24 protein-coding genes are annotated in these 22373 nt (G+C 52.0%); 10 read left to right on the top strand and 14 right to left on the bottom strand.

What is annotated here, in order from left to right; all coding sequences use genetic code 11:
• Nucleotides 1–10 precede the first annotated feature (10 nt).
• Nucleotides 11–4072: a YhdP family protein gene (locus ACQY8X_RS02485; RefSeq protein WP_428033556.1), complete on the top strand. Its 4062-nt coding sequence runs from the start codon at nucleotides 11–13 to the stop codon at nucleotides 4070–4072.
• 28 nt (nucleotides 4073–4100) lie between these two features.
• Here ACQY8X_RS02485 and yjgA read toward each other — a convergent pair whose 3' ends face one another.
• The 13 genes from yjgA to ACQY8X_RS02420 all read right to left on the bottom strand — a co-directional run bounded on the left by yjgA (nucleotide 4101) and on the right by ACQY8X_RS02420 (nucleotide 14086).
• Nucleotides 4101–4631 (bottom strand): ribosome biogenesis factor YjgA, encoded by a 531-nt coding sequence (gene yjgA, locus ACQY8X_RS02480; protein WP_428033555.1) that lies wholly within the window; start codon nucleotides 4629–4631, stop codon nucleotides 4101–4103.
• A gap of 23 nt (nucleotides 4632–4654) precedes the next feature.
• A complete protein-coding gene (mgtE, locus tag ACQY8X_RS02475) occupies nucleotides 4655–6004 on the bottom strand; it encodes a magnesium transporter (RefSeq protein WP_428033554.1) in 1350 nt (449 codons plus the stop codon).
• 128 nt (nucleotides 6005–6132) lie between these two features.
• Nucleotides 6133–6402, bottom strand: coding sequence for an HPr family phosphocarrier protein (locus tag ACQY8X_RS02470; RefSeq protein WP_428033553.1), 270 nt, complete (start codon nucleotides 6400–6402; stop codon nucleotides 6133–6135).
• Between the two features lie 16 nt (nucleotides 6403–6418).
• A complete protein-coding gene (gene rapZ / locus ACQY8X_RS02465; protein ID WP_428033552.1) occupies nucleotides 6419–7276 on the bottom strand; it encodes an RNase adapter RapZ in 858 nt (285 codons plus the stop codon).
• A 5-nt stretch (nucleotides 7277–7281) separates the two neighbouring features.
• The gene (gene ptsN, locus ACQY8X_RS02460; RefSeq protein WP_428033551.1) at nucleotides 7282–7740 is read right to left on the bottom strand and encodes a PTS IIA-like nitrogen regulatory protein PtsN; all 459 of its coding nucleotides are present in this window, start codon (nucleotides 7738–7740) and stop codon (nucleotides 7282–7284) included.
• 10 nt (nucleotides 7741–7750) lie between these two features.
• Nucleotides 7751–8041 (bottom strand): ribosome hibernation-promoting factor, HPF/YfiA family, encoded by a 291-nt coding sequence (hpf, locus tag ACQY8X_RS02455; protein ID WP_428033550.1) that lies wholly within the window; start codon nucleotides 8039–8041, stop codon nucleotides 7751–7753.
• Between the two features lie 59 nt (nucleotides 8042–8100).
• Nucleotides 8101–9615, bottom strand: coding sequence for an RNA polymerase factor sigma-54 (locus ACQY8X_RS02450; RefSeq protein ID WP_428033549.1), 1515 nt, complete (start codon nucleotides 9613–9615; stop codon nucleotides 8101–8103).
• Between the two features lie 20 nt (nucleotides 9616–9635).
• Nucleotides 9636–10361: an LPS export ABC transporter ATP-binding protein gene (lptB, locus tag ACQY8X_RS02445; RefSeq protein ID WP_428033548.1), complete on the bottom strand. Its 726-nt coding sequence runs from the start codon at nucleotides 10359–10361 to the stop codon at nucleotides 9636–9638.
• Nucleotides 10358–10945, bottom strand: a complete 588-nt coding sequence (gene lptA / locus ACQY8X_RS02440; protein WP_428033547.1) for a lipopolysaccharide transport periplasmic protein LptA — start codon at nucleotides 10943–10945, stop codon at nucleotides 10358–10360. The genes lptB and lptA overlap by 4 nt, the downstream gene beginning before the upstream one ends.
• Nucleotides 10935–11504, bottom strand: a complete 570-nt coding sequence (lptC, locus tag ACQY8X_RS02435; RefSeq protein ID WP_428033546.1) for an LPS export ABC transporter periplasmic protein LptC — start codon at nucleotides 11502–11504, stop codon at nucleotides 10935–10937. The genes lptA and lptC overlap by 11 nt, the downstream gene beginning before the upstream one ends.
• Nucleotides 11505–12065: a KdsC family phosphatase gene (locus ACQY8X_RS02430; protein WP_428033545.1), complete on the bottom strand. Its 561-nt coding sequence runs from the start codon at nucleotides 12063–12065 to the stop codon at nucleotides 11505–11507.
• Nucleotides 12065–13039, bottom strand: a complete 975-nt coding sequence (locus ACQY8X_RS02425) for a KpsF/GutQ family sugar-phosphate isomerase (RefSeq protein WP_428033580.1) — start codon at nucleotides 13037–13039, stop codon at nucleotides 12065–12067. Before ACQY8X_RS02425 ends, ACQY8X_RS02430 begins: the two co-directional genes overlap by 1 nt.
• A 93-nt stretch (nucleotides 13040–13132) precedes the next feature.
• Entirely contained in the window at nucleotides 13133–14086 is a 954-nt protein-coding gene (locus ACQY8X_RS02420; protein ID WP_428033544.1) for a calcium/sodium antiporter, read from the bottom strand.
• A gap of 262 nt (nucleotides 14087–14348) precedes the next feature.
• Here ACQY8X_RS02420 and ACQY8X_RS02415 point away from each other — a divergent pair, with 262 nt between their 5' ends.
• The 9 genes from ACQY8X_RS02415 to hisD all read left to right on the top strand — a co-directional run bounded on the left by ACQY8X_RS02415 (nucleotide 14349) and on the right by hisD (nucleotide 21089).
• The gene (locus tag ACQY8X_RS02415) at nucleotides 14349–15158 is read left to right on the top strand and encodes an ATP-binding cassette domain-containing protein (protein WP_428033543.1); all 810 of its coding nucleotides are present in this window, start codon (nucleotides 14349–14351) and stop codon (nucleotides 15156–15158) included.
• Nucleotides 15158–15949 (top strand): lipid asymmetry maintenance ABC transporter permease subunit MlaE, encoded by a 792-nt coding sequence (gene mlaE / locus ACQY8X_RS02410; protein WP_428033542.1) that lies wholly within the window; start codon nucleotides 15158–15160, stop codon nucleotides 15947–15949. Before ACQY8X_RS02415 ends, mlaE begins: the two co-directional genes overlap by 1 nt.
• A 3-nt stretch (nucleotides 15950–15952) precedes the next feature.
• Complete coding sequence (gene mlaD, locus ACQY8X_RS02405) at nucleotides 15953–16414, top strand: outer membrane lipid asymmetry maintenance protein MlaD (protein WP_428033541.1); 462 nt, start codon at nucleotides 15953–15955, stop codon at nucleotides 16412–16414.
• A 41-nt stretch (nucleotides 16415–16455) separates the two neighbouring features.
• A complete protein-coding gene (locus ACQY8X_RS02400) occupies nucleotides 16456–17085 on the top strand; it encodes an MlaC/ttg2D family ABC transporter substrate-binding protein (RefSeq protein ID WP_428033540.1) in 630 nt (209 codons plus the stop codon).
• Nucleotides 17085–17381 carry an STAS domain-containing protein gene (locus tag ACQY8X_RS02395; protein ID WP_428033539.1) on the top strand — a complete coding sequence of 99 codons (297 nt, stop codon included), beginning with the start codon at nucleotides 17085–17087 and terminating at the stop codon, nucleotides 17379–17381. The genes ACQY8X_RS02400 and ACQY8X_RS02395 overlap by 1 nt, the downstream gene beginning before the upstream one ends.
• A gap of 121 nt (nucleotides 17382–17502) precedes the next feature.
• A complete protein-coding gene (locus ACQY8X_RS02390; protein WP_428033538.1) occupies nucleotides 17503–17742 on the top strand; it encodes a BolA family protein in 240 nt (79 codons plus the stop codon).
• A gap of 22 nt (nucleotides 17743–17764) precedes the next feature.
• Nucleotides 17765–19027 (top strand): UDP-N-acetylglucosamine 1-carboxyvinyltransferase, encoded by a 1263-nt coding sequence (gene murA / locus ACQY8X_RS02385; protein ID WP_428033537.1) that lies wholly within the window; start codon nucleotides 17765–17767, stop codon nucleotides 19025–19027.
• Nucleotides 19028–19129: 102 nt separating this feature from the next.
• Nucleotides 19130–19780, top strand: coding sequence for an ATP phosphoribosyltransferase (gene hisG / locus ACQY8X_RS02380; protein WP_428033536.1), 651 nt, complete (start codon nucleotides 19130–19132; stop codon nucleotides 19778–19780).
• A gap of 1 nt (nucleotide 19781) precedes the next feature.
• The gene (gene hisD, locus ACQY8X_RS02375; RefSeq protein WP_428033535.1) at nucleotides 19782–21089 is read left to right on the top strand and encodes a histidinol dehydrogenase; all 1308 of its coding nucleotides are present in this window, start codon (nucleotides 19782–19784) and stop codon (nucleotides 21087–21089) included.
• Between the two features lie 91 nt (nucleotides 21090–21180).
• Here hisD and ACQY8X_RS02370 read toward each other — a convergent pair whose 3' ends face one another.
• Nucleotides 21181–22362, bottom strand: coding sequence for a S1C family serine protease (locus ACQY8X_RS02370; protein ID WP_428033579.1), 1182 nt, complete (start codon nucleotides 22360–22362; stop codon nucleotides 21181–21183).
• Nucleotides 22363–22373: the final 11 nt, after the last annotated feature.

Raw genomic sequence — 22373 nt, 5'->3', positions numbered from 1 at the left:
GGGCTGGGTTATGGTCATCCTTATTCTGACCATCGCCTTGCTCACGGTGGCTGTCAGACAGTTGTTGCCTGGGGTACTGGACTACCGCACAGAGATTGAACAATATCTGAGTGAACGCCTGCGTACCGAGGTGACCATTGGCGACATCAATGCCAGCTGGGAGGGACGTTTTCCCCGGTTGCTGCTCCAGGATGTGGTGATTGCTGATCACCGTTCACACAATATCGGTCGTATAGAACTGGGACAGCTGGTATTGGGGCTGAATCCGGTCAGCAGTCTGATGCAATGGCAGCCCGTGCTCAGCAAAGTCGAAATCTGGTCACTGCATACGCAGGTGAAACTGGTTCGCTGGCCGCGCCCCTCAGTCGCTGCTGCAGAACAGGCAGACTCCACGACATCCGGCGTGGATCCTTTGGCGGCACTGTGGTTACAGCCGCATATATTTTTCTACGATACGCAGATTGACCTGACGTTGCCATCGGGCAAACAGCTGCTGTTGCAGAGCGAGCGTTTTAATCTGGAAAACAGTCGCCGTCAGCACCATTTCGCCGGTGAACTTCAGGTTACATTTGAGCAGCGACTGGCCGCTGCTACCCTGAGGATCGAATCAGATAGTTATCGCTTCGACCCTAAAACCACTAATTTTGATTTTTATCTGAAACTGGCAGGCATCGATACGCCATTGCTGGATGCTGCCCGTGAACTGTTTCCGGTGCCCGACGCTCTTGAGCAACTGGAGCTGGCTACAGAGATCTGGGGAAACTGGTCTGAAGGCCGTCTGACCCGTGTGTTTGGCGAGCTTGATACTGGTTTGTTACAACTGGCCACAGAACTGCAGGCGATGCCTGAGCTGGCAATTAAGGATCTGAGAACCCGTTTCGCACTGTTACAGCCTGAGCACCGCCGCTTCCAGTTGCAGATTGATGATTTTTCCGCATTGATTAATGAGCAGTCACTGCAACTGCCGCAGCTGGTGGTCAATCGTCAACAGGGACGTATTGAGTCCCTGGCGATGACTGAATTTAATATCACTGCCGCTGCCGCGTTTTTGGGTCAACAGCCGCTTGTGCCAGATGACATCCGGGCCGTGCTTAAGCGGGTTGCACCCACCGGGATGATTCGTAATTTGTTGCTGCAATGGCCAGACCGGGAGCCGCCGGTGCTGCCTGAGTCAGATATTCAACCTGCCACTCTGGCTAGCAGTGCTGTCGCTGCTGTCACTGAAACTGGCGCCTCTGACGCTATCCAGAATCCTGCTATAGACGCAACAATCACTCCCACCAACCTCTCTCAGACAGTAAGCGCAGCAGTCAGCAGTTCTCAGACGATTAGTAGTGTAATAAAGAACACAGAAAACGCTGAGGCCGATAAGCCGCAAGACTGGACGCAGCTAACATTGCAGGGGGATCTGCAGGATGTAGCTTTCAACGCTGCGTATGGTGCTCCCGCTATGTCCGGGGTCACCGGCTTGCTGCAACTGGAATATGATCAGACAGGGCTGCAGGGTCGCATCGACCTGGAGAGTAATAACCTGGGTCTGCATTTTCCGGAAATTTTTGATCAGGGTTGGGTGTTTAACGCTGCACGGGGCACCACCCATTTTAGCCTGGCGAATAATACTCTGCACCTGAGCAGCGAGCATGTCACAGTGCAAAAGCCGGGCATTAATGCTTCGGGCCGCTGGAGCCTCTATCTGCCATTGGAGCATGATATTCAGAGTGAACTGACGCTCTTGATTGGCGTTAAAGACTCGGATGGCAGCCTTGCGCCAGAGCTGGTGCCTGACCATGAGATCGACCCGGAAATTAAAAAATGGGTGGTGCAGTCGATTAAGCAGGGACACCTGAATCAGGGTGGCTTTATGCTGCATACCGGCACCCGCAGTATCCCTTCGCGTCAGCCACCGACGGTGCAAATGTTTATGGATATTGCCGATGCCTCGGTAGACTATCAGCCAGGCTGGCCTGCGGTGAGTGGTGCGGATGCCTCTTTGCTGCTGCGGGATCAGGGGCTGGCGATCAGCGTCAGTGACGGGAAGATCTACGATAGCAAAATAGAGCACGGCTGGGTCTATCTTCCTCCAGGATCACACAATCTGCATCTGCTGGCTGCGATCAATGGTGACAGTGCAGATATTGGCAAAACGCTGTTGGGCAGCCCGGTTATTGGTGGTGACAAAAAAGAGCTGCTGCGATGGCGGCTCAGTGGTAATACTGACACTCGCCTGAATCTGATGATACCGTTGAATGGTGGCGAGCCGGATGTTGATGTCAGCACGGCTTTTTCCGACCTTACTCTGGCATCAGATAGCCGCAAATTAAGCGTTAATAAGCTGGCGGGTGAGATCGGTTATCGCAATGAGTCGGGGTTGTATGCAAAGTCGCTCACCGGGCAGTTTTTTGGCCATCCACTGAGTGCATCGATTGCGACAACGGGCAAAAACAAAACAGAGAAAATCACTGCGCGACTGAAGTCATCTATCGCTATGCCGCAGTTGCGGGAGTGGAGCGGGATCGATATGTTGGCGCTGGCTGAGGGAGTTCAGCCATATGATGCGGAGCTGGATATCTGTATTCGTGCGGACTGCTCGGGATTAACGCTACGCTCTGACCTGAAGGAGGTGGCGCTGGATCTTATCCCGCCTTACCGTAAGAAGATGGGTCAGCCATTACCGCTGCTAATACATACTGATTTTGAGTCGCCTCAGACCTTTAATATTAAGGCTGGAGAGCTGCTCAGCGCCTGGCTGCAACTGCAGGATGAGCAACTCCATCGCGGGCATCTTGTGTTAGGTACGGGGGATGCCCGGCCGACAACCTATAACGGGCTGGAGATTAGCGGGCATTTAGATCAGCTTGATTATGATCAGCTAAACACTATGTTACAGCGGGGGGGCATCATCACTGGCTCTACCACTGCAAGCAGTACTGCAGCAAGGGCGATTGCGGTTAGAGGGGGCGTTGATGTGGCGGCCCTGAGCTACTCCGATCTGCTGCTGCAACGTGCCCGGTTATCATTTGAACGTGCTGCCCATGCCTGGGATATCGGTGTTATTGCTGCGGACATGAGTCTGCAGGTCACGGTGCCTGATAAGGCTTCGATAGCGCCGACATTGCGCTTTGAACAGCTGAATCTGGACGCTCTGCTATCCCCGGGAGAAGAGAGTGCTGTTCTGCCGGCAGAGGTTAACCCTGTGGGCGCATTGCAGCCCGGCGTGCTGCCGGATCTGGATATAGAGGTTCGCGATCTGGTGCTGAGAGGCAAGCGTTGGGGGCAGTGGAGTTTTACTGTTCGCAACCGGGATAAAAGCACTTATATCGAGAATATTCTCGGTCAGCTGCCTGAACTCAGTGTCCGGGGGGGGATCATCTGGCACCCGGGTGATCCCAGTCAAAGTGAGCTGAACATTAAACTCGAAGCAAAAAATCTGGGGCGCGCGCTTGCAAGTGCAGGCTATGCAACGGTGCTGGAAACGGAGAAAACCGATGCTGATTTGCAGTTGCAATGGCCGGGGGCGCCCTGGGAGTATGCTCTCGCCAGTGCCGATGGCAGTTTAAAATTTATTGCCCGTAATGGTCGGGTGATTGAGGCGGGCAGTGGTACCGGTATCTTGCGGGTATTTGGTCTTCTCAATATGAATGCGCTGGGGCGGCGGTTGAAACTTGATTTTGCCGATCTGTTTGCCAAAGGGGTCAGTTTTGACCGGATGGAGGGCGATTACCGCATCGTTAACGGAGTGGCGTCTACGATCACTCCCTTTGTGATGCGTGGGCCCTCTGTGGATATGGCGATGAGTGGTGATATCGATCTGGTTAACGAGACGGTCAATCAGCAGATGGCGGTGACTCTGCCAGTGACGGATAACATCCCCCTGGCTGCGGTATTGCTGGGGGCTCCGCAGATCGCAGGACTGGCTTTTTTGCTCGATAAGCTGATCGGAGATGAGGTGAAGAAAGAGTTTGCCACCGTGACTTACACCATGGAAGGGGATTGGGGCGACCCGAAAGTTGAGTTGCTCCAGAAGCCTGTGTCGTCTGATAGCCCCGCCGATCTGAAATCTGATCTGAAGTAAGCGGGGTTACAGGTATTGGATACGCTGTTTACACACCGGCTCTGTCACGCAGGTATTTAAACAGTTTTTTAGCTGAGGCCGGTGGTTTTTCCAGACTAGCCTCTTTTTTGGCGTTGCGGATCAGCTGGCGCAGATACTGGATATCCGCCGCAGAATCTTCCGCCAGATAGGCTTCCAGGTCAGTATTATCCCCCAGTATCAGACGGTCTCGCCAGCGTTCCAGTTTATGGAATACCTGCAGGTGTGCCTGCTTTCCGGCTTCAAAACGGTCGACTGCGTTTTGTATCTCATCGGCATCTTCTGAGCGCATCAGGCGGCCAATATACTGCAGCTGGCGTCTGATCGCTTCGCATCGGGGAGGCAGGCGTTGCGCCTCAACAACCGCCGCGCGCAGAATATCGCTCATTGGTACCTTGGAGAGCTGGTCTTTATTCAGCTCTGGCAGTCGCGCTCCCAACGCCTGTAACTCTTCCATTTCCCGTTTGCGACGGGTTTTTGAAACCCACTCTTCATCGAATGGGTGGTCATCATCGGGGAGAAAATCGTCGTTCTGACTCATATAGATCTCTTATGTGGGCCGCTCTAGCTATAGAAAAAGGTAGCCAGACCGAGAAAAGCAAAAAAGCCGACTACATCTGTAATCGTAGTTAACAAAACGCTGCCAGCGAGCGCCGGGTCAATGCCCCATGTTTTTAACAGGATCGGCAGCATTGTGCCTGCCAGCGCCGCAGCTAATAGATTAATAATGATAGCACAGGCGATAATAATTCCGATGGTCAGATCCTGGAACCAGAGCACGGCAATCACTGCCACCACCAGTGCCCAGAGAAGCCCGTTCAGTGCACCAACCACCATCTCCCGGTTTAACAGCCAGCCTGCGTTGGAGCGCTCGACGTGACCGAGAGCCTGGCCTCGAATCATTAGCGTTAATACCTGACTGCCGGCGATGCCACCCATACTCGCAACAATCGGCATCAGCACCGCCAGGGCGACCACTTTGCCGATGGTTTCTTCAAACAGGCCGATCACCGCCGAGGCAAGAAATGCAGTGACCAGGTTGATGCCCAGCCAGACTGCCCTGCGTCGGGTCGTTTTCATAATCGGCGCGAAGGTATCTTCATCTTCTTCCAGACCGGCCATGCTCATCAGTGAGTGGTCTGCATCCTCGCGGATAACATCGACCACGTCATCGATGGTGATACGTCCCAGCAGCTGGCCGTCCTCATCCACCACCGGTGCGGATACCAGGTCTTCCTGTTCAAACAGTTTTGCAACCAGGGTATCTTCCATATCCGCTGGAATCGGTGGCTTATCGGTGACCATCATCTCCCGCACGGTACTGGAGGGGTCACTTACGAGCATCCGGGTTAGCGGCAGGCTACCGATATAAGTATCTTTACGACTGACAACAAACAGGCAGTCGGTCATGTCCGGCAGTTCATCATGGCGGCGCAGATAGCGCATCGCGGCCTCAATGGTGATGTCCGGGCGGATGGTGATGGTGTCGGTATTCATCAGACCGCCGGCGGTATCTTCCGGATAAGAAAGTACCTTTTCCAGCCGCTCCCGGTTCTGATGATCCATTGATCGCAGCAGCTCGTGCATCACCGTTTCCGGCAGCTGTTGCATCATGTCGACAAGGTCATCGGTCTCCAGCGATTCCGAGATCGCCAGAACTTCTGAAGCGTTCATCTTACTGAGAATTTCAGACTTTACATCGTCGCCGAGTTCTTGCAGAACATCGGCCTCGATATCCTTGTGGATCAGGCTCCATAACAGACGCCGCTCTTTGGGCGGTGATTTCTCGATCAGATGGGCGACTTCAGAGGGTCGCAGAGTCTTATTCAGGGTATAACGTATCTGTCTGAAGGCTCCCTCTTCGAGGGCAGTATTCAGTTTATCCAGTTCGGTCTCGTTTGTGCTGGCGTTCATGGCCGGACCCCGGTCAGACAGATAAAATCAGAATGCCATACAGGCAGTCGGCAATGACACAAACTGCCGACATTTATAGTTAGTGAGGCATTATAGCGTATTGGTTTTAAAGGAATAGGGTGTGACGGTTATTCTTCTTCGTCAAAGCGGTTATTGATCAACAGTTCAATCGCATCAATTGCCTGCTGTTCATCCTCTCCTGAGGTGGTGATAACCAGCTCAGTGCCTTTGCTGGCAGCCAGCATCATTACTGACATAATGCTCTTGCCATCCACCGTGCGGCCATCTTTAGTGATTTTTATGTCTGAGGAAAATGCGCTGGTCACATTAATCAGTTTGGCTGCTGCACGTGCATGCAGGCCGAGCTTATTGATAATGGTGATCTGTTTTTCCAGCATCGTTTGAAATCCTTGGTTAATTAAGCTCTCGATGTCTAATCTGGACATTATCCATAGTTGCCCGGAAATGACCAGCGAGACGTTCACTAAGGAATACTGAACGGTGTTGACCGCCGGTGCAGCCGATGCCAACGGTAATATAACTGCGGTTATTTTTTTCAAACAGCGGCAGCCATTTCTCCAGAAAAGCCGTTATGTCGGCAAACATTTCCAACATCTCTGGCTGTTGTTCAAGAAACTCGATAACCGGTTGTTCCTGACCGGTGAAACCGCGTAGCTCTGGTAGCCAGTAAGGGTTGGGCAGGCAGCGGACATCGAAGGTGAAATCAACATCCAGAGGGATGCCATGTTTATAGCCAAAAGATTCAAACTGCAGTGACAGCTCCTGCTCCTGGCGTTTAGCAACTCTCAGCTTGATGCTGTCGCGCAGCTCGTAGAGTGACAGGCGGGTGGTGTCGATGCGGATCGCCGCCAGATCTGAGACAGGCTCTAATAACTGTTTTTCATAGCTGATTGCCTGTTGTAGCCCCTGTGAGTCATTCGACAGCGGATGTTTTCGGCGGGTGGCACTGTAACGCTGTAACAGGGTCGTTTCTGAACTGTCGAGATAGATGACTTCGCAATCCAGTCCGCGGGTTTCACGCAGGCGTTTATAAATGTCCGGAAACTGTTTCAGGTTACTGTGCTGGTTGCGGGCATCGATACTGACAGCTAGCTTGTTGGGGTGATCGGGATCACGCAGGATCTGATTCACCAGATCAGGCAGCAGCGGTGCCGGGAGATTATCTATGCAGTAGAAGCCAACATCTTCCAGTGCCTGCAATGCGGTAGACTTACCTGAACCAGAGCGTCCACTGATGATAATCAGCTTCATCCGTATTATTCCCGACTGGATTCAGTCATGATGGTGTAAAGTGTTTCTGCTGAGGTGGCGCTGCGAAGTTGTTCGCGGAAATCGGCCTGACTGAACAGCTCTGCGAGCTTACCCAGTGTTTGCAGATGCTGATCGCAGGCTTCGGAGGGCACTAGCAGGGCAAACAGCAGATCGACCGGTTTGCCATCAACGGCATCGAAGTCGATAGGTTCGATAAGCTGGATCAGCAGGGCAGTTGCCTGGTTGCACTCATCCAGACGGCAATGAGGAATTGCCACACCATCTCCGATCCCTGTACTGCCCAGTCTTTCACGTCCTAACAGGCCAGCGAAGATGGTTTCAGCTTTAAGTCCAGGATGCAGTTCAGCGATATGCTGACTGGCAATTTCGAGAATACGTTTTTTGCTACCTCCCTCCAGAGCACAAAGTACTCCGGAGGGCGCTAGTAGTTCTGAGATTAGCATCGTTTGTTATTTACTTGTGAGTTTTCATCTTTTCTTTGTGCTTAATGATCTGACGGTCAAGCTTGTCGATCAGGCCATCAATCGCTACGTACATATCATCCTGTTCATCGGAAGCAAACAGCTGGCCTCCGGCTATATGTACATCGCCCTCCGCTTTCTGGCGGTTTTTCTCAACACTTAAAGTGACCTGTGCGTTGGTGATGTTATCGAAATGACGTTCAAGTTTTTCGAATTTACTCTGAACATAGTCATTCAGGGAATCAGTCAATTCAACGTGGTGACCAGTAATATTGATCTGCATGGTAATCTCCTAGTGTTGTTTTACCGGGGGGAAACCCGGTTCCCATGAATATAAAGTCATTAAACCAGACGCTTGCGTTCATTAGAAGGCGGAATGCTAAGCGATTCACGGTATTTTGCAATGGTTCGTCTTGCAACGTTGATGCCCTGGTCCTCAAGGAGCTGGGCAATTTTATTATCACTTAATGGTTTGACCGGATTTTCAGCCGTAACCAGTTTCTTGATCAGGGCTCTGATCGCGGTAGATGAGCATGTTCCACCTGTTACCGTCGTTACATGGCTGGAGAAAAAGTACTTGAGTTCAAAAATACCCCTGGGGGTGTGCATATATTTTTGTGTGGTCACCCGGGAGATGGTTGATTCATGCATCTCCACTGCTTCGGCGATATCGTGCAGCACCATGGGGCGCATCGCCTCATCACCGTGTTCCAGAAACGCCTCCTGGCGGGTGACGATCTCGCGGGCTACCTTCATCAGGGTGTCGTTACGACTCAGCAAACTTTTAATAAACCAGCGGGCTTCCTGCAGGTGGTTCTTCAGATAGGTGTTGTCTGGGCTGTTATCGGCCCGTCTGATAAGGTCGGCGTAGCTGTCATTGATACGCAGTTTGGGGGCTACTTCAGGGTTTAGAGTGACCTGCCAGACACCTTTTTCTTTGTACACCAGAACGTCAGGGATGACGTACTCAGATTGCGAACTGGTAATCATTGAACCCGGCTTGGGATTCAGGGTTTTGATCAGATTGATCGCCTGCAACAACTGCGGCTCGCGAATACGTGCTTTGCGCATCAGCTGTTTGTAATCATGGTTACCCAACAGGTGGATATATTGCGTGACGACTTTCAGGGCTTCAGCGCGATATTCGGTATTTTCCGGGAGTTGCTGCAGCTGAATCGCCAGACACTCACTCAGATTCCGGGCGGCAACTCCGGGAGGATCAAATTGTTGCACCCGGCGTAATACGGCCTCAATCTCATCCAGCTCAATACTGCTGAGCTGGTCATCGTCCTGGCTATTGAAGTATTCGAGTATTGAGTCCAGTTCGACGGTGAGATAGCCATCCACATCGATACCATCGATGATGTTGGTGGCAATCAGCTGATCTACGTGGCTCATGGGGGTGAGATTCAGTTGCCAGTATAGATGGTCCTGCAGGGTTTCATCGGCGGTGTCATTGGACTCCATCTCCATATCGGAAAAATCATGGGATGAGGACGATGAAGAGCCTGATGCGGTTTGAAAGGTGTCTTCCCAGTTGCTATCGGTTGACAATTCATTGGGAATGTCGTCGTTCCAGTCGCTGTCAGGTGCCTGAATCTCTTCTGATTCGGTGGTCTGTGCAGATGCAGAGGCCGATTCATGGTTGCTGATTTCAGTGTCAGACGCATCGCGCTCAGCACTGCCGTCAGATGTCCCTTCATCTTCGCTGACTTCCAGCATTGGATTCGATTCGAGAGCTTCCTGTATCTCCTGTTGCAGATCAAGCGTAGATAGCTGCAGCAAGCGGATCGCCTGCTGCAGTTGTGGGGTCATGGTCAGGTGCTGACCCATTTTTAATTGTAACGCTTGTTTCATAAGAGTCGCTTTTATACCTGTTACAGCCTGAATTGCTCACCCAGATAGGCTTCCCTGACCTGCTGGTTCGCAAGTATATCCTCTGGCGCTCCCTCGGCAAGGATATAGCCTTCACTGACAATGTAAGCCTGCTCGCAAATGTCCAGCGTTTCGCGAACGTTATGATCGGTGATCAGTACGCCGATTCCCTTGCTTTGCAGGTGTTTTACGGTCTGCTTAATATCATTGACGGAGATTGGATCGACTCCGGCAAAGGGTTCATCAAGCAGGATAAATGTTGGTTCAGTTGCCAGAGCCCGGGCGATCTCAACCCGGCGCCTTTCGCCACCGGAGAGGCTCATGCCCAGGCTCTTGCTCAGATGAGTAATATGAAACTCTTCTAAGAGCTCTTCCATTTTTTGCTTGCGTTGATTCCGGTCCAGCTCTTTTCGGGTTTCCAGAATCGCCATCAGATTGTCGTGCACGCTGAGTTTACGGAAGATGGATGCTTCCTGTGGCAGATAGCCAATCCCTTTGCGGGCTCTGCCGTGCATCGGCTCGTTAGTCAGATCCTGATGGTCAATTTTGATGCGCCCATGATCCGCATCGACCAGTCCAACAATCATGTAAAAGCAGGTTGTTTTGCCCGCCCCGTTGGGCCCCAGCAAGCCGACGATCTGCCCGCTGTCGACGTTCATCGAGACATCTTTAACGACGGCCCGACCTTTATAACTTTTAGCCAGATTCAGCGCTTCTAATCGACTCATTGGTTGCTGAGCTCTCCCGCAGCTGCATCTGCAGCGGGTTGTTGTCCGGTTGCCGTGTTGTCTTCGGCAGGTGTTGTCTGTTGCGTTGATTTTGGCTGGATAATCATCTGCACCCGTTGACCATCAATGCTGTGATCACTAAACGCATTGACGGTACTTTTATTCATATCATAGACAATTCGATTGCCGCTAAAACTATCGCTACCCTGGGATATTCTGGCCTGGCCGGTTATCTCCAGCTCTTTGGTACGGATATTGTAATCCAGAACCTCGCCGTATGCATGAGTTACTTCTTTATTGGCAGCCGGACGTTGCTGGAACTCAGCAGGGTGGCCTTTGGCGATAATGGTGGAGATGCTTGTCCCGGTCTGTCTCAGTTCGATGCTGTCACCGGTGACTTTCATCGTGCCCTGGGTTAATAGCACGTCACCTTTGTAGAGGGTAATGCCGGTCTGGTCGTTACGGGTCGCGCTGTCTGCCGTGATGTGAATAGCCTGGCGAGCATCATCAGGCATCGCCATCGCCATGGGATGCCAGCTTAGCAGCATTGCGCACAGGGCTTTGGTTGCACTGTTAATTAACATGGTAGACTCCGGTTACATCAGACAGGAGGTTAAGAATGCCACTGTCGGTGTCTATTGTCATGCCAACACTGCTGGTAGTGCCCGAACTGTTGGAGATAACCACCCGGTCATCGGTTCTGGCCATACTTTGTTGTGGCAGGATGGTTAGTGATTCGGTGCGTAGGGTTGTTGCTATACTGGCATCCCCGTTATCCTGAAACAATACCTCGCCTTCAAGCGTCACTTCATCATTATTATCGCTGATGATGCCCTTGTGACTGCTGACTCTCCGGTTTGGCTGGTGAGTGTTGAAAATCTGCATCTCGGGGTTGGTGACCACAGTTTGCTGTAACGCAGGCTGGTGTTCCAGTTGGGTTGAGCTGAGTTGCTGTTTCAGCAGCCCGGTGTTGTCAAAGTCTCTGATCTGGCCATTAACAATATAATAATCTGCTTGCTGATAGGCTGGGTTGGGCTCCTGTTTTACCTGCACCGGGCGGCGTTCGCTGTCCATCCCCAGATAGATAACGGCGGGGATAAGGATTGCCGCTGCGGCAGCCAGTCGTGCTCGCCCGGTTAGCATTCAGAGATACTCACTCAGCAGAGGTTCAAGTTTTCCCTGAGCCGCCAGAATGGTTTCGCAAAACTCCCGCCCGGCGCCATTGCCGGCGCTACGCAGAGTGCAGAAGTCGGCGTGAGAGGCTACGAACTGATGCCCACCGTTGACGGTGGCACCAAATGCCACGGCGCGAATGGCTGCCAGATCCGGCAGATCATCACCGATATAGGCGGTTTGTGCTGCGCTGAAACCGGTGTCAAGCCAGAGTTCCTGCAGGGCGATTAGCTTATCTTCACGGCCCTGATAGAGGTAGTCGATACCCAGTGCTTCAGCGCGGCGCTCCACTTGCGGTGAAAGGCGTCCGGTTATGATGGCGGTTTTGATTCCCGCCTGCGCAAGCAGTTTGATGCCCAACCCATCGAGGGTGTTGAAGTTCTTTACTTCACTGCCGTCTGCGAGAAAATTCAGTTTGCCATCGGTGAGCACGCCATCGACATCAAATACCGCCAGCGCGACCTGCTTAATATCGTCAATCTGTGTTGCAGTCAGATTCTGGATTAGTGCTTCAGTATATTGCGCTGGCATCAGATCACACCCGCTTTGAGCATGTCATGCATATTCAGTGCGCCAACCGGGCGGTGTTCGTCATCAAGTACGATCAGTGCGTTGATCTGTTTGTCCTGCATGATCTGAAGCGCTTCTGCAGCCAGAATCTCGCTGGTAACGGTGGTGCACTGGGTGGTCATGACTTCGGTAATCGGGGTGCTTTTCATATCCACGTCATGATCCAGGGTACGACGCAGGTCGCCATCGGTAAAGATACCTTGCAGGATGCCCTGATCGTTGACAACGGTGGTCATTCCCAGGCGTTTATGGGTAACTTCCATCAGCGCTTCACGCAGCATGGTTGAATCGCTGACCACTGGGATATCATCGCCGCTGTGCATGATGTCTGACACTTTCAGTAGCAGACGGCGTCCTAAGCTGCCGCCCGGGTGGGAGAAGGCAAAGTCTTCGGCACTGAAACCCCGGGCTTCCAGCAGGGCGATAGCCAGCGCATCGCCGATGACCAGTGTGGCTGTTGTGCTGGAGGTGGGTGCCAGCCCGAGGGGGCAGGCTTCCTGGCTGATGGTGACATTCAGGTTGGCATCAGCGCTGCGGGACAGGGTTGATTCAGGATTCCCGGTAATGCTGATCAGCGGTGCTTTCATCCGCTTAATCAGCGGTAGGATTGACAGCACTTCGCTGGTTTCGCCAGAGTTAGATAGCGCGATAACAACATCGGCCCGGGTGATCATACCGAGATCGCCATGGCTGGCTTCACCTGGGTGAACAAAGAATGATGGCGTGCCGGTAGAGGCTAGTGTGGCGGCGATCTTGTTGCCGATATGGCCGCTTTTGCCCATTCCGGTGACGATAACCCGGCCTTTGCACTCCAGTGCCAGCTTGCAGGCTTTTTCAAAGTCCGGATCAAGGTAGGCAAGCAGATCATTGACTGCATCCCTTTCCAGCTCAATTGTACGTCTGGCGGATGCCAGAAAGTCCAGTTCGTTATTCATCATTCTCTATTTTTGCTCTTTGTTAATCGCACCTAACGTACACATACTTAACTTAAAGTGCCAGGGTAGAGCGGGCTACGCCCGATCGATTCATTAAACGCTCATATTGTATAGTAGTGCGAGATAACCTGCATAGGCTGCCAGTAGCAATCCGCCTTCGAACCTTGAGATCTTCGGGGGGCGCTGATATAACGCCAACGCTGTTAGTAACAGGGTCAGACCTAAGGTTACGCCGTAATCGCGCCAAAAGACCATCGGTACCAGCTCAATTGGGGCCAGCAGCCCCGGGACTGCCATAACCGCGGCTATGTTAAAGATATTAGAGCCGACCACATTGCCCAGCGCGATATCGGTATGGCCTTTGAGGGCGCTGACGACCGATGCTGCCAGCTCCGGCAGGCTGGTGCCAATGGCAACGATGGTCAGACCGATAACCAGATCACTGACACCAAGGGTAAGCGCGATTTCGGTTGCGCCCCAGACCAGAAGCCGTGAACTGGCGGCGAGCAGTGCCAGTCCGGCAATCAGCCAAAAAATGGCGCGTCCGGTGGGTAGCTCAGGCAGTTCGTCCTCTTCATCGTGGATCTCATCACCTTCCGAGTTTCGCTGGAAACGGGTAAACAGGAACAGGCAGCCTGCCAGTGACAGACAGAGGATGATCGCGTCTACCCGGCCGAGATAAAAGTCATAAAGTACGCCACCCGCCAGCAATGTAATGGCCAGTAGCAGAGGAATCTCCTGTTTCAGTACCTTGGAGCGTACCGGCAATGGAGCAATTAGTGCGGTTATACCCAACACCAGACCAATGTTAGCGATGTTAGATCCCAGTGCGTTGCCTACCGCCAGGTCGCCAGCGCCGGTGGTCGCTGCCATGATCGAGACCAGAATCTCCGGAGCCGAAGTGCCAAAGGAAACCACCGTCAGACCGATCAGCATGGGCGACATGCCGAAGTTCTTTGCTGTTCCGGCGGCGCCGGCGACGAACCGGTCAGCACTCCAGACAAGAATGATGAAACCTAATAGCAGTGCAATAATGGGGTATAGCATCGGGTTGTTTGTTCAGCTGTGGTTAAAACGGAGGCCTATTTAATGAATAATCCGCTGCATGTGCAAGAGGTAGCTGCAGTTGTCGCTGATTTTATTCAAGTTTAATAGCAAGAGTGTTATAGTCTGCACGCATTTTTTATGGCAGGTTGGCGCTTTTAAGCCGATTGCCGCTAGCTAGCATAGTCGTTTCAGGCTGTCTCTGTTGCCGTTAATACTGCATTAACCTGGAACCCATTACTGTCCCGATTGAGCCATCGTTACTATGGATTTTTTTGACGATATCATAATTGATATTAAACAGCTTACCTTTAGCAGGGGAGAGCGCTATATCTGTAAAAATATAGATATACGTATCCCCCGGGGTAAGGTGACGGCGATTATGGGGCCCAGTGGTACCGGTAAGACAACGCTGTTGAAACTGATTGGCGGGCAGCTGAAACCTGATTCCGGCTCTATCTTGCTGGATGGTGATGATATCCCCCGCCTGGGGCGTTCTGAGTTGTTCAACGTGCGTGAAAAAATGGGCATGTTGTTTCAGAGCGGCGCACTGTTTACCGATATGACCGTGTTTGAAAACGTCGCCTTTCCATTACGGGTGCATACTAAGCTGCCGCAGGACATGATTCGCGATATCGTCTTGATGAAGCTGCATGCTGTGGGGTTGCGCGGAGCTGCAGAGTTGATGCCCAGCGAGCTTTCCGGAGGGATGGGGCGTCGTGTTGCGCTGGCCCGGGCGATAGTGCTGGATCCGGCGTTGGTGATGTACGATGAGCCATTTACGGGGCAGGACCCGATTGCGATGGGGGTGCTGGTGAATCTGATTAAGAAGCTCAATCAGGCGTTAGGGCATAGTAGTATCATCGTTTCTCATGATATCAAAGAGACCCTGAGCATCGCTGATTATATCTATATTCTGGCGGATGCCAGTGTGATTGCCCATGGTACGCCGGAGCAGCTGAAACAGAATAACTCTGAGCAGGTGCGACAGTTTATGCAGGGCTTGCCGGATGGCCCGGTGCCGTTCCATTTTCCTGCCGCCGATTATGAAACTGAACTGATGGAGGGGTGTTGATGCAAGCAGTAGCCAATAATTTAATCCTTCTCGGTCGTTTTGTGCTTGAGAGGATAGCGGCTATAGGTCGTTCAGGCATGATTTTGATGCACGCCATTATCGCCCGGCCAGACCCGCTGACCTCATTCCCCCTGCTGGTGCGCCAGCTTTATTCAGTGGGCGTTTTATCGATGATCATTATTGTGGTCTCGGGTCTGTTTATCGGTATGGTGCTGGCATTGCAGGGCTATACCATTCTGGTGGATTACGGTACTGAACAGGCGGTAGGGCAGATGGTTGCACTCAGCCTGGTACGTGAGCTGGCACCGGTGGTCACCGCGTTGTTGTTTGCCGGTCGTGCAGGGTCGGCGCTGACCGCTGAAATCGGTCTGATGAAGACCACCGAGCAACTCTCCAGCATGGAGATGATCGGTGTTGACCCGCTGCGTCGCATAATCGCGCCGCGCTTTTGGGCCGGGTTGATCAGCCTGCCAATTCTGACCATGATCTTCAGTGCCGTTGGCATCTGGGGTGGGGTGTTGGTTGGTGTTGAGTGGCTGGGAATCTATGAGGGTTCATTCTGGTCGAATATGCAAAACTCAGTCGATTTTTTTGATGATATCGGCAACGGGTTGATTAAGTCCCTGGTGTTTGGTTTGGTGGTGACCTGGGTTGCTGTGTTTCAGGGGTACGATTCGGTACCAACGTCAGAGGGAATCAGTCAGGCGACTACAAAAACGGTGGTCTACTCATCCCTCGCCATCCTGGGGCTGGATTTTATTTTGACCGCTTTGATGTTTGGAGATCTTTAATACATGCGTAACCGTGGAGTTGAGTTAGGCGTCGGTATTTTTATGTTGGTGGGCGCTCTCGCACTTACCATGCTGGCGATAAATGTGAGCGGCCTGAGTCTGTCTAAACAGCAAGATTCCTATAAGATATATGCCCGGTTTGAAAATGTGGGGGGGCTGACGGCCCGCTCAAAAGTGACTATGTCAGGTGTTACTATCGGGAAGGTCAGAAGTATCACTATTGATCGTAAAAAGCTGATGGCGCTGGTAGAAATGGATATTAACGCAGATGTCAATTACCTGACTTCTGACAGTTCTGCATCCATTCTTACTGCGGGTCTGCTGGGCGAGAAATATATCGGTATTACCAGTGGTGCTGCCGATGATGAGATATTGAAAGAGGGCGACTTTATTGAAGACACTCAGTCGGCTCTGGTGTTGGAAGAGTTGATTGGTAAGTTTCTTTTCAACCAGGCTTCGGAATAGAGTCAGTCAGCTAGTGTTGTAACGGTATAGGAAGTGTAAAAATGAGATATTTGAATCGTTGGTTGGTCGTATTGGCTCTGGTGTTTACCTCGGTGACGGCAAATGCTTCATGGGATGAAGCGCGAAATGCCGTAGAACAGGCCTCTGCAAAAATGATGAAAGTGCTTGAAAATGAGTCTCTCAAGGCACCTGAGCAAAATGAGCAGCTGATCAGTGAGATCGAATCCATTCTTAATCCAGTGGTGGACTTTGATTACGTTTCCAAGCGGGTTATGGGCAAGTTTTATAACCGGGTGGACGAAAAGCAGCAGAAGATTTTTGCGGTTGTTTTTAAAGATACCATGGTGCGTACCTATGCGAAGTCGCTTACCGGTTTTGATATTGTCAGATATGAAGTGGCGCCAGAAGGCTCGCCAAGCCCTGACGCGGATAAGCAGGTAGTGAGTGTTAATGTATTCTCGGCTAAAGGTGATGCGTACACGCTGGTGTACTATATGCTGAAAGAGGATAGCGGCTGGAAGCTGGTAAATGTGCTGGTCGACGGGATTAATCTGCGACTCAATTTCAAAAATCAATTTTCTGATATGGTGTCGCGCACCAATGGTAATGTGGAGCAGGTCATCGCTGACTGGCAAGCCGCTGTGGCTGGTAATGGCAGTAAGGATAGCTGATGACATCTCAGGTAGAGGTTAGTGGCGATGTTATTCTACTGAAGGGTGATCTGCTGTTTAGCACGATTATGTCGGTTCGCGAGGCGCTCGCAAAAGCGGTTGCCCAGGCGAATCAGACATGTATCATTGATTTTGCAGGTGTGGGCCGGGTGGATAGCTCTGCCGTGTCGCTCTGGCTTTGTCTGGAGCGTAAAACCCGGTCACGCAAACTCTCACTCAAGGCGGTTAATATTCCCGCTGAACTAAGCTCAATCGTTAGTCTGGTCGGGCTTGAACATACGGGTCTGAATCCCTGAAGGGCTGCCCGGAAGCGCATTGGTAAGCGGTGGCTGTTACGCTACAGTCATCGCCTTTTGTGACATTTTCCGCTATCATATCCGGCCTATTATTTTCCCCCAATACTCATTGGTACCGCGCATGCAAATCGAAGACGTAAAACAGATTCTGGAAGAAAAACTGGAAGGATGTGAAGTATTCCCTGAAGGCGAAGGCTGTAATTTTCAGGTAACTGTTGTTGGGGACATCTTTGAAGGTTTGCGACCAGTTAAAAAGCAACAGATGGTCTACGCCTGCCTTGCTGATCAGATTGCTGATGGCAGTATCCATGCTCTGACCATCAGAACCTTTACCCGTGCCCAGTGGGCAGAACAGAACTGAAGCGCTTAGAGACCCTATATCGATGGATAAACTGATTATTACCGGTGGTAATCGCCTGGACGGTGAAGTACGTATTTCCGGAGCGAAGAATTCGGCGCTGCCTATTCTGGCTGCGACTCTGTTGGCCGATGAACCGGTTACTGTCAGCAATCTGCCTCATCTGCATGATATCACTACAATGCTCGAGCTGCTGCGGCAGATGGGTGTAGAGCTGACGGTCGATGAAAAGCTCAATGTTGAGATCGACCCCCGGACTCTGACCTCCACAATCGCGCCATATGAGTTGGTGAAAACCATGCGTGCTTCGATTCTGGTGCTTGGGCCGCTGTTGGCGCATTTTGGTCATGCTGAAGTCTCCCTGCCGGGCGGCTGTGCCATTGGTAGTCGTCCTGTGGATCTGCACCTTAAGGGCCTTGAAGCTCTGGGAGCACAGATTACTGTTGAGGAAGGCTTTATTCGTGCCACCTGCGATGGTCGTCTGACCGGCGGTCGGGTATTTTTCGATATCGTGACCGTCACCGGAACGGAAAATATCCTGATGGCGGCGGCTCTGGCTGAAGGGCAGTCCATTATTGAAAATGCGGCTCGTGAGCCGGAAATTGTCGACCTGGCTGAGTTTCTCATCGCCATGGGGGCCGATATTACCGGACATGGTACCGATACGATTATCGTTAATGGTGTTGCCTCACTGAAGAGCTGTACCTATTCAGTGGTGGCAGACCGGATTGAAACCGGAACTTATCTGGTGGCTGCAGCGGCCACTCGGGGTAGGGTAAAAGTTAAGAACACCCGCCCGGATATTCTTGATGCGGTGCTGATGAAGCTGGAAGAAGCGGGAGCCGAGATTGAGCGCGGCCCGGACTGGATCAGTCTGGATATGAAAGGTAAGCGTCCAAAAGCGGTTGATGTGACCACGGCACCTTATCCTGCATTCCCCACCGATATGCAGGCGCAGTTTGCGGCGTTGAATATTATTGCTGAAGGTGTGGGGGTGATTAAAGAAACGGTGTTTGAAAACCGTTTCATGCATATGCAGGAGATGCTGCGGATGGGGGCTAAGATCACTATTGATGGCAATACTGCGATTATCGAAGGACGGGAGGTTCTGACCGGTGCGCCGGTGATGGCGACCGATCTGCGGGCCTCTGCAAGTCTGGTAATCGCGGCGATGGTGGCAACCGGTGATACAGTGATTGACCGTATCTACCATATTGACCGTGGTTATGAGTGTATCGAAGAGAAGATGCAGCTGCTGGGTGCTAAGATCAGACGGGTTCCGGGTTAACGATAGCGCGACTGACAAGAGCTCTGTTTAACCAGAACTTAGCATTCCCAGGATAGGCTGCGTGTCTGTACTGAATTATCAAGTGGTAACGAAACAGCAAATATGAAACAGAACCTGACCATTGCGCTATCCAAAGGGCGTATTCTGAAAGATACTCTGCCCCTGTTAGAGGCGGCTAACATCATTCCGGCTGAAGACATTTTCAGCAGCCGTAAGCTGATTTTCGATACCAACCATGAGAACATTAAGTTGGTGGTTATCCGCGCTACTGATGTGCCTACCTATGTTGAACATGGGGGCGCTGACATGGGTGTGGCGGGTAAGGATGTGCTGCTGGAGTATGGTGCTAAAGGGCTGTATGAGCCCCTGGATCTTGATATAGCGAAGTGCCGGCTGATGGTTGCGGGCATGAAAGACGCCGGAGAAGTTGAAGGGCGGATGAAGGTGGCCACCAAGTTCGTTAATATCACCAAAGAGTTTTTTGCCCGGCAGGGGCGTCAGGTTGATATTATTAAACTCTATGGTGCTATGGAACTGGCGCCGATTATGGGGCTCGCTGACCGGATTGTTGATATTGTCGATACTGGTAATACCTTGCGGGCGAACGGTTTGGTGCCGATGGAAGATATCTGCTATGTCAGTTCACGGCTGGTTGTCGGTAAAGCCGCTTTAAAAATGAAACACCGCCAGATACAGCCAATAATTGAACAGTTGGCCGCTGCCGTTGAAGCACGTAAAGAAAGGTCGGAATAGTATGTCCAAACCAGAGATATTAAGGTTAGACAGCCAGCAGGCTGATTTCAGTGAACAGCTGGACAGATTGCTGGCGTGGGAGTCGGTCTCTAACAAAGAGGTAAACCGAACCGTCGAAGATATTCTAGAGCGGGTTAAAGCTGAGGGCGACAGTGCGGTGGTAGAGTTTACCAACCGCTTTGACCGTCTCGGCGTCAGCTCTATGGCTGAACTGGAGTTCTCTCAGGAGGATCTGCAGCAGGCACTGGATAGCCTGCCAGAGGATCAGCATAAAGCACTGACGGTCGCCGCTCGTCGCGTTCGTGATTATCATGAGCGTCAGAAAGGTGAGTCCTGGCAATATCAGGAAGCCGATGGCACTTTGCTGGGACAGAAAGTGACACCTATGGATAAAGCCGGTCTTTATGTGCCCGGTGGTAAAGCGTCTTACCCCTCTTCGGTGCTGATGAATGCGATTCCTGCACACGTAGCGGGTGTTGAAGAGCTGATTATGGTGGTGCCAACGCCGGATGGTGAAGTCAACCAACTGGTACTGGCGGCAGCAGCGCTGGCCGGTGTCAGCCGCGCATTTGCAATCGGTGGAGCACAGGCTGTCGCAGCACTGGCGTATGGTACTGAAACTATTCCCAAAGTGGATAAAATCGTTGGGCCGGGGAATATCTTCGTTGCTACAGCGAAACGCGCAGTCTATGGCACCGTGGGCATCGATATGATTGCGGGTCCCTCAGAGATTCTGGTGATCTGTGATGGCGATACCGATCCTGACTGGATCGCGATGGATCTGTTCTCTCAGGCAGAGCACGATGAAGATGCTCAGCCGATTCTGATCAGTCCGGATGCTGACTTCCTTGACCGGGTGAGCGCCAGTATCAATAAACTGTTGCCAACCATGGAGCGTCAGTCGATCATCAGTCGCTCACTGGCGGATCGTGCGGCACTGATCAAGGTGGTCGATCTTGAAGAAGCTGCCCGGGTTAACAACCGCATCGCGCCAGAGCACCTTGAACTCTCTGTAGCAGACCCTCAGGCGCTGTTACCGTTGATTAAACATGCCGGTGCTATCTTTATGGGACGTTACACAGCTGAGGCTCTGGGCGATTACTGTGCCGGGCCGAATCATGTTCTGCCAACGTCAGGAACCGCGCGTTTCTCCTCACCTCTCGGGGTGTATGACTTTCAGAAGCGCTCTTCGCTGATTATGTTCTCTGAGGATGGTGCATCTGAGATGGGCAAGGTTGCATCGGTCTTAGCCCGGGGAGAAAGCCTGACAGCGCATGCCCGTTCAGCAGAATACCGGATTAAGAAATAACTGCTGATTCGCATCGCTGTGAAACAAAAAAAGCCCTCAGGGGCTTTTTTTGTGGCTGAATAAAAAGGCGTAATAACCTGTTTATTGGGCGTTATTGGCCGCTGTTTGTTTCATCAACCTGGGTTTCATCTGCTTTACCGGTTTCTTCAACGGCTGGGCGTTCTGCAACGGTAATTTCCAGTTCAAGCACTTCGCCGTTACGCCATACTTTCAGTGGCAGAACTGTGCCGGGGGGCATTCGGGCGACACTGTACATGGAGTTGTAACTGTTGATAATCTTTTTGCCGCCGATCTCCAGCAGAATATCGCCGGGCAGCAGGCCGCCTTTGTGCGCTGGGCCATCCCGGAAAATGCCGGCAATAATCAGCCCCTTGGTATCTTTGAGGCCGAAAGACTCGGCCAGCTGCGGAGTAATCTCCTGGGCTTCAACCCCCACCCAGCCGCGCACTACCCGACCATGTTCAATCAGATCCTGCATCACCTGTTTTGCCTGATCCGAAGGGATGGCGAAACCGATCCCCTGAGAACCTCCGGAACGGCTGAAAATCGCTGTATTGATGCCGATCAGGTTGCCTTCTGCATTGATCAGCGCACCACCGGAGTTGCCGGGGTTGATTGCCGCATCGGTCTGGATGAAATCTTCATAGGTATTCAGACCCAACTGGTTACGGCCTGTGGCACTGATAATGCCCATGGTGACGGTCTGGCCGACGCCGAACGGATTACCGATGGCCAGAGCAACATCACCGACACGCAGCTTGGCCGATGAGCTGATAGTGATGCTGGGAAGGTCCGGGAGGTCGATTTTCAACACCGCGAGATCGGTATCAGGGTCGTTACCCACCACTTTTGCGGTGGCTTCCCGGCCGTCTTTAAGCGCTACCACTATGCTGTCCGCACCCGAAATGACATGGTTGTTGGTGGCGATATAGCCTTCTTTACTGAGGATTACGCCAGAACCAAGGCTGGATTGAATCCGTTCCTTATTACTGTTCTTGTTATAGTGTTTTTGAATGTTAGGATCGTTATACAGTGGCGGGTTATTGTTAGGTATCACCGTACGGGTATAGATGTTCACCACGCTGGAGGCCGCATGTTCGACCGCATCGGCATAGGAGAATGGTCCGCGCTGGTTGGCAGGGGTGTAGTCTGCTTCATGAATCTGAACAGTATTAGTCGGTGGCGCAAACATATCCGGCAGATAGATCAGCAGCGCAACTGCGGCCAGTATCCCGGATAGAATGGGCCAGATAAGAAAAGCCAAGCGTTGAATCAATTAATGAC

Origin of the sequence: Amphritea sp. (assembly GCF_050300915.1) — a bacterium.
Taxonomy (GTDB): Bacteria; Pseudomonadota; Gammaproteobacteria; order Pseudomonadales; family Balneatricaceae; genus Amphritea.
The sequence above is the reverse complement of the archived record's forward strand: the minus strand, read 5'-3'. Positions and strand labels throughout refer to the sequence as shown.

Bases quoted from the DNA above. Each gene is read 5' to 3' on its own strand.
- ACQY8X_RS02485 (WP_428033556.1), top strand. From the start codon at position 11: ATGGTCATCCTTATTCTGACCATCGCCTTGCTCACGGTGGCTGTCAGA.
- yjgA (WP_428033555.1), bottom strand. From the start codon at position 4,631: ATGAGTCAGAACGACGATTTTCTCCCCGATGATGACCACCCATTCGAT.
- mgtE (WP_428033554.1), bottom strand. From the start codon at position 6,004: ATGAACGCCAGCACAAACGAGACCGAACTGGATAAACTGAATACTGCC.
- ACQY8X_RS02470 (WP_428033553.1), bottom strand. From the start codon at position 6,402: ATGCTGGAAAAACAGATCACCATTATCAATAAGCTCGGCCTGCATGCA.
- rapZ (WP_428033552.1), bottom strand. From the start codon at position 7,276: ATGAAGCTGATTATCATCAGTGGACGCTCTGGTTCAGGTAAGTCTACC.
- ptsN (WP_428033551.1), bottom strand. From the start codon at position 7,740: ATGCTAATCTCAGAACTACTAGCGCCCTCCGGAGTACTTTGTGCTCTG.
- hpf (WP_428033550.1), bottom strand. From the start codon at position 8,041: ATGCAGATCAATATTACTGGTCACCACGTTGAATTGACTGATTCCCTG.
- ACQY8X_RS02450 (WP_428033549.1), bottom strand. From the start codon at position 9,615: ATGAAACAAGCGTTACAATTAAAAATGGGTCAGCACCTGACCATGACC.
- lptB (WP_428033548.1), bottom strand. From the start codon at position 10,361: ATGAGTCGATTAGAAGCGCTGAATCTGGCTAAAAGTTATAAAGGTCGG.
- lptA (WP_428033547.1), bottom strand. From the start codon at position 10,945: ATGTTAATTAACAGTGCAACCAAAGCCCTGTGCGCAATGCTGCTAAGC.
- lptC (WP_428033546.1), bottom strand. From the start codon at position 11,504: ATGCTAACCGGGCGAGCACGACTGGCTGCCGCAGCGGCAATCCTTATC.
- ACQY8X_RS02430 (WP_428033545.1), bottom strand. From the start codon at position 12,065: ATGCCAGCGCAATATACTGAAGCACTAATCCAGAATCTGACTGCAACA.
- ACQY8X_RS02425 (WP_428033580.1), bottom strand. From the start codon at position 13,039: ATGAATAACGAACTGGACTTTCTGGCATCCGCCAGACGTACAATTGAG.
- ACQY8X_RS02420 (WP_428033544.1), bottom strand. From the start codon at position 14,086: ATGCTATACCCCATTATTGCACTGCTATTAGGTTTCATCATTCTTGTC.
- ACQY8X_RS02415 (WP_428033543.1), top strand. From the start codon at position 14,349: ATGGATTTTTTTGACGATATCATAATTGATATTAAACAGCTTACCTTT.
- mlaE (WP_428033542.1), top strand. From the start codon at position 15,158: ATGCAAGCAGTAGCCAATAATTTAATCCTTCTCGGTCGTTTTGTGCTT.
- mlaD (WP_428033541.1), top strand. From the start codon at position 15,953: ATGCGTAACCGTGGAGTTGAGTTAGGCGTCGGTATTTTTATGTTGGTG.
- ACQY8X_RS02400 (WP_428033540.1), top strand. From the start codon at position 16,456: ATGAGATATTTGAATCGTTGGTTGGTCGTATTGGCTCTGGTGTTTACC.
- ACQY8X_RS02395 (WP_428033539.1), top strand. From the start codon at position 17,085: ATGACATCTCAGGTAGAGGTTAGTGGCGATGTTATTCTACTGAAGGGT.
- ACQY8X_RS02390 (WP_428033538.1), top strand. From the start codon at position 17,503: ATGCAAATCGAAGACGTAAAACAGATTCTGGAAGAAAAACTGGAAGGA.
- murA (WP_428033537.1), top strand. From the start codon at position 17,765: ATGGATAAACTGATTATTACCGGTGGTAATCGCCTGGACGGTGAAGTA.
- hisG (WP_428033536.1), top strand. From the start codon at position 19,130: ATGAAACAGAACCTGACCATTGCGCTATCCAAAGGGCGTATTCTGAAA.
- hisD (WP_428033535.1), top strand. From the start codon at position 19,782: ATGTCCAAACCAGAGATATTAAGGTTAGACAGCCAGCAGGCTGATTTC.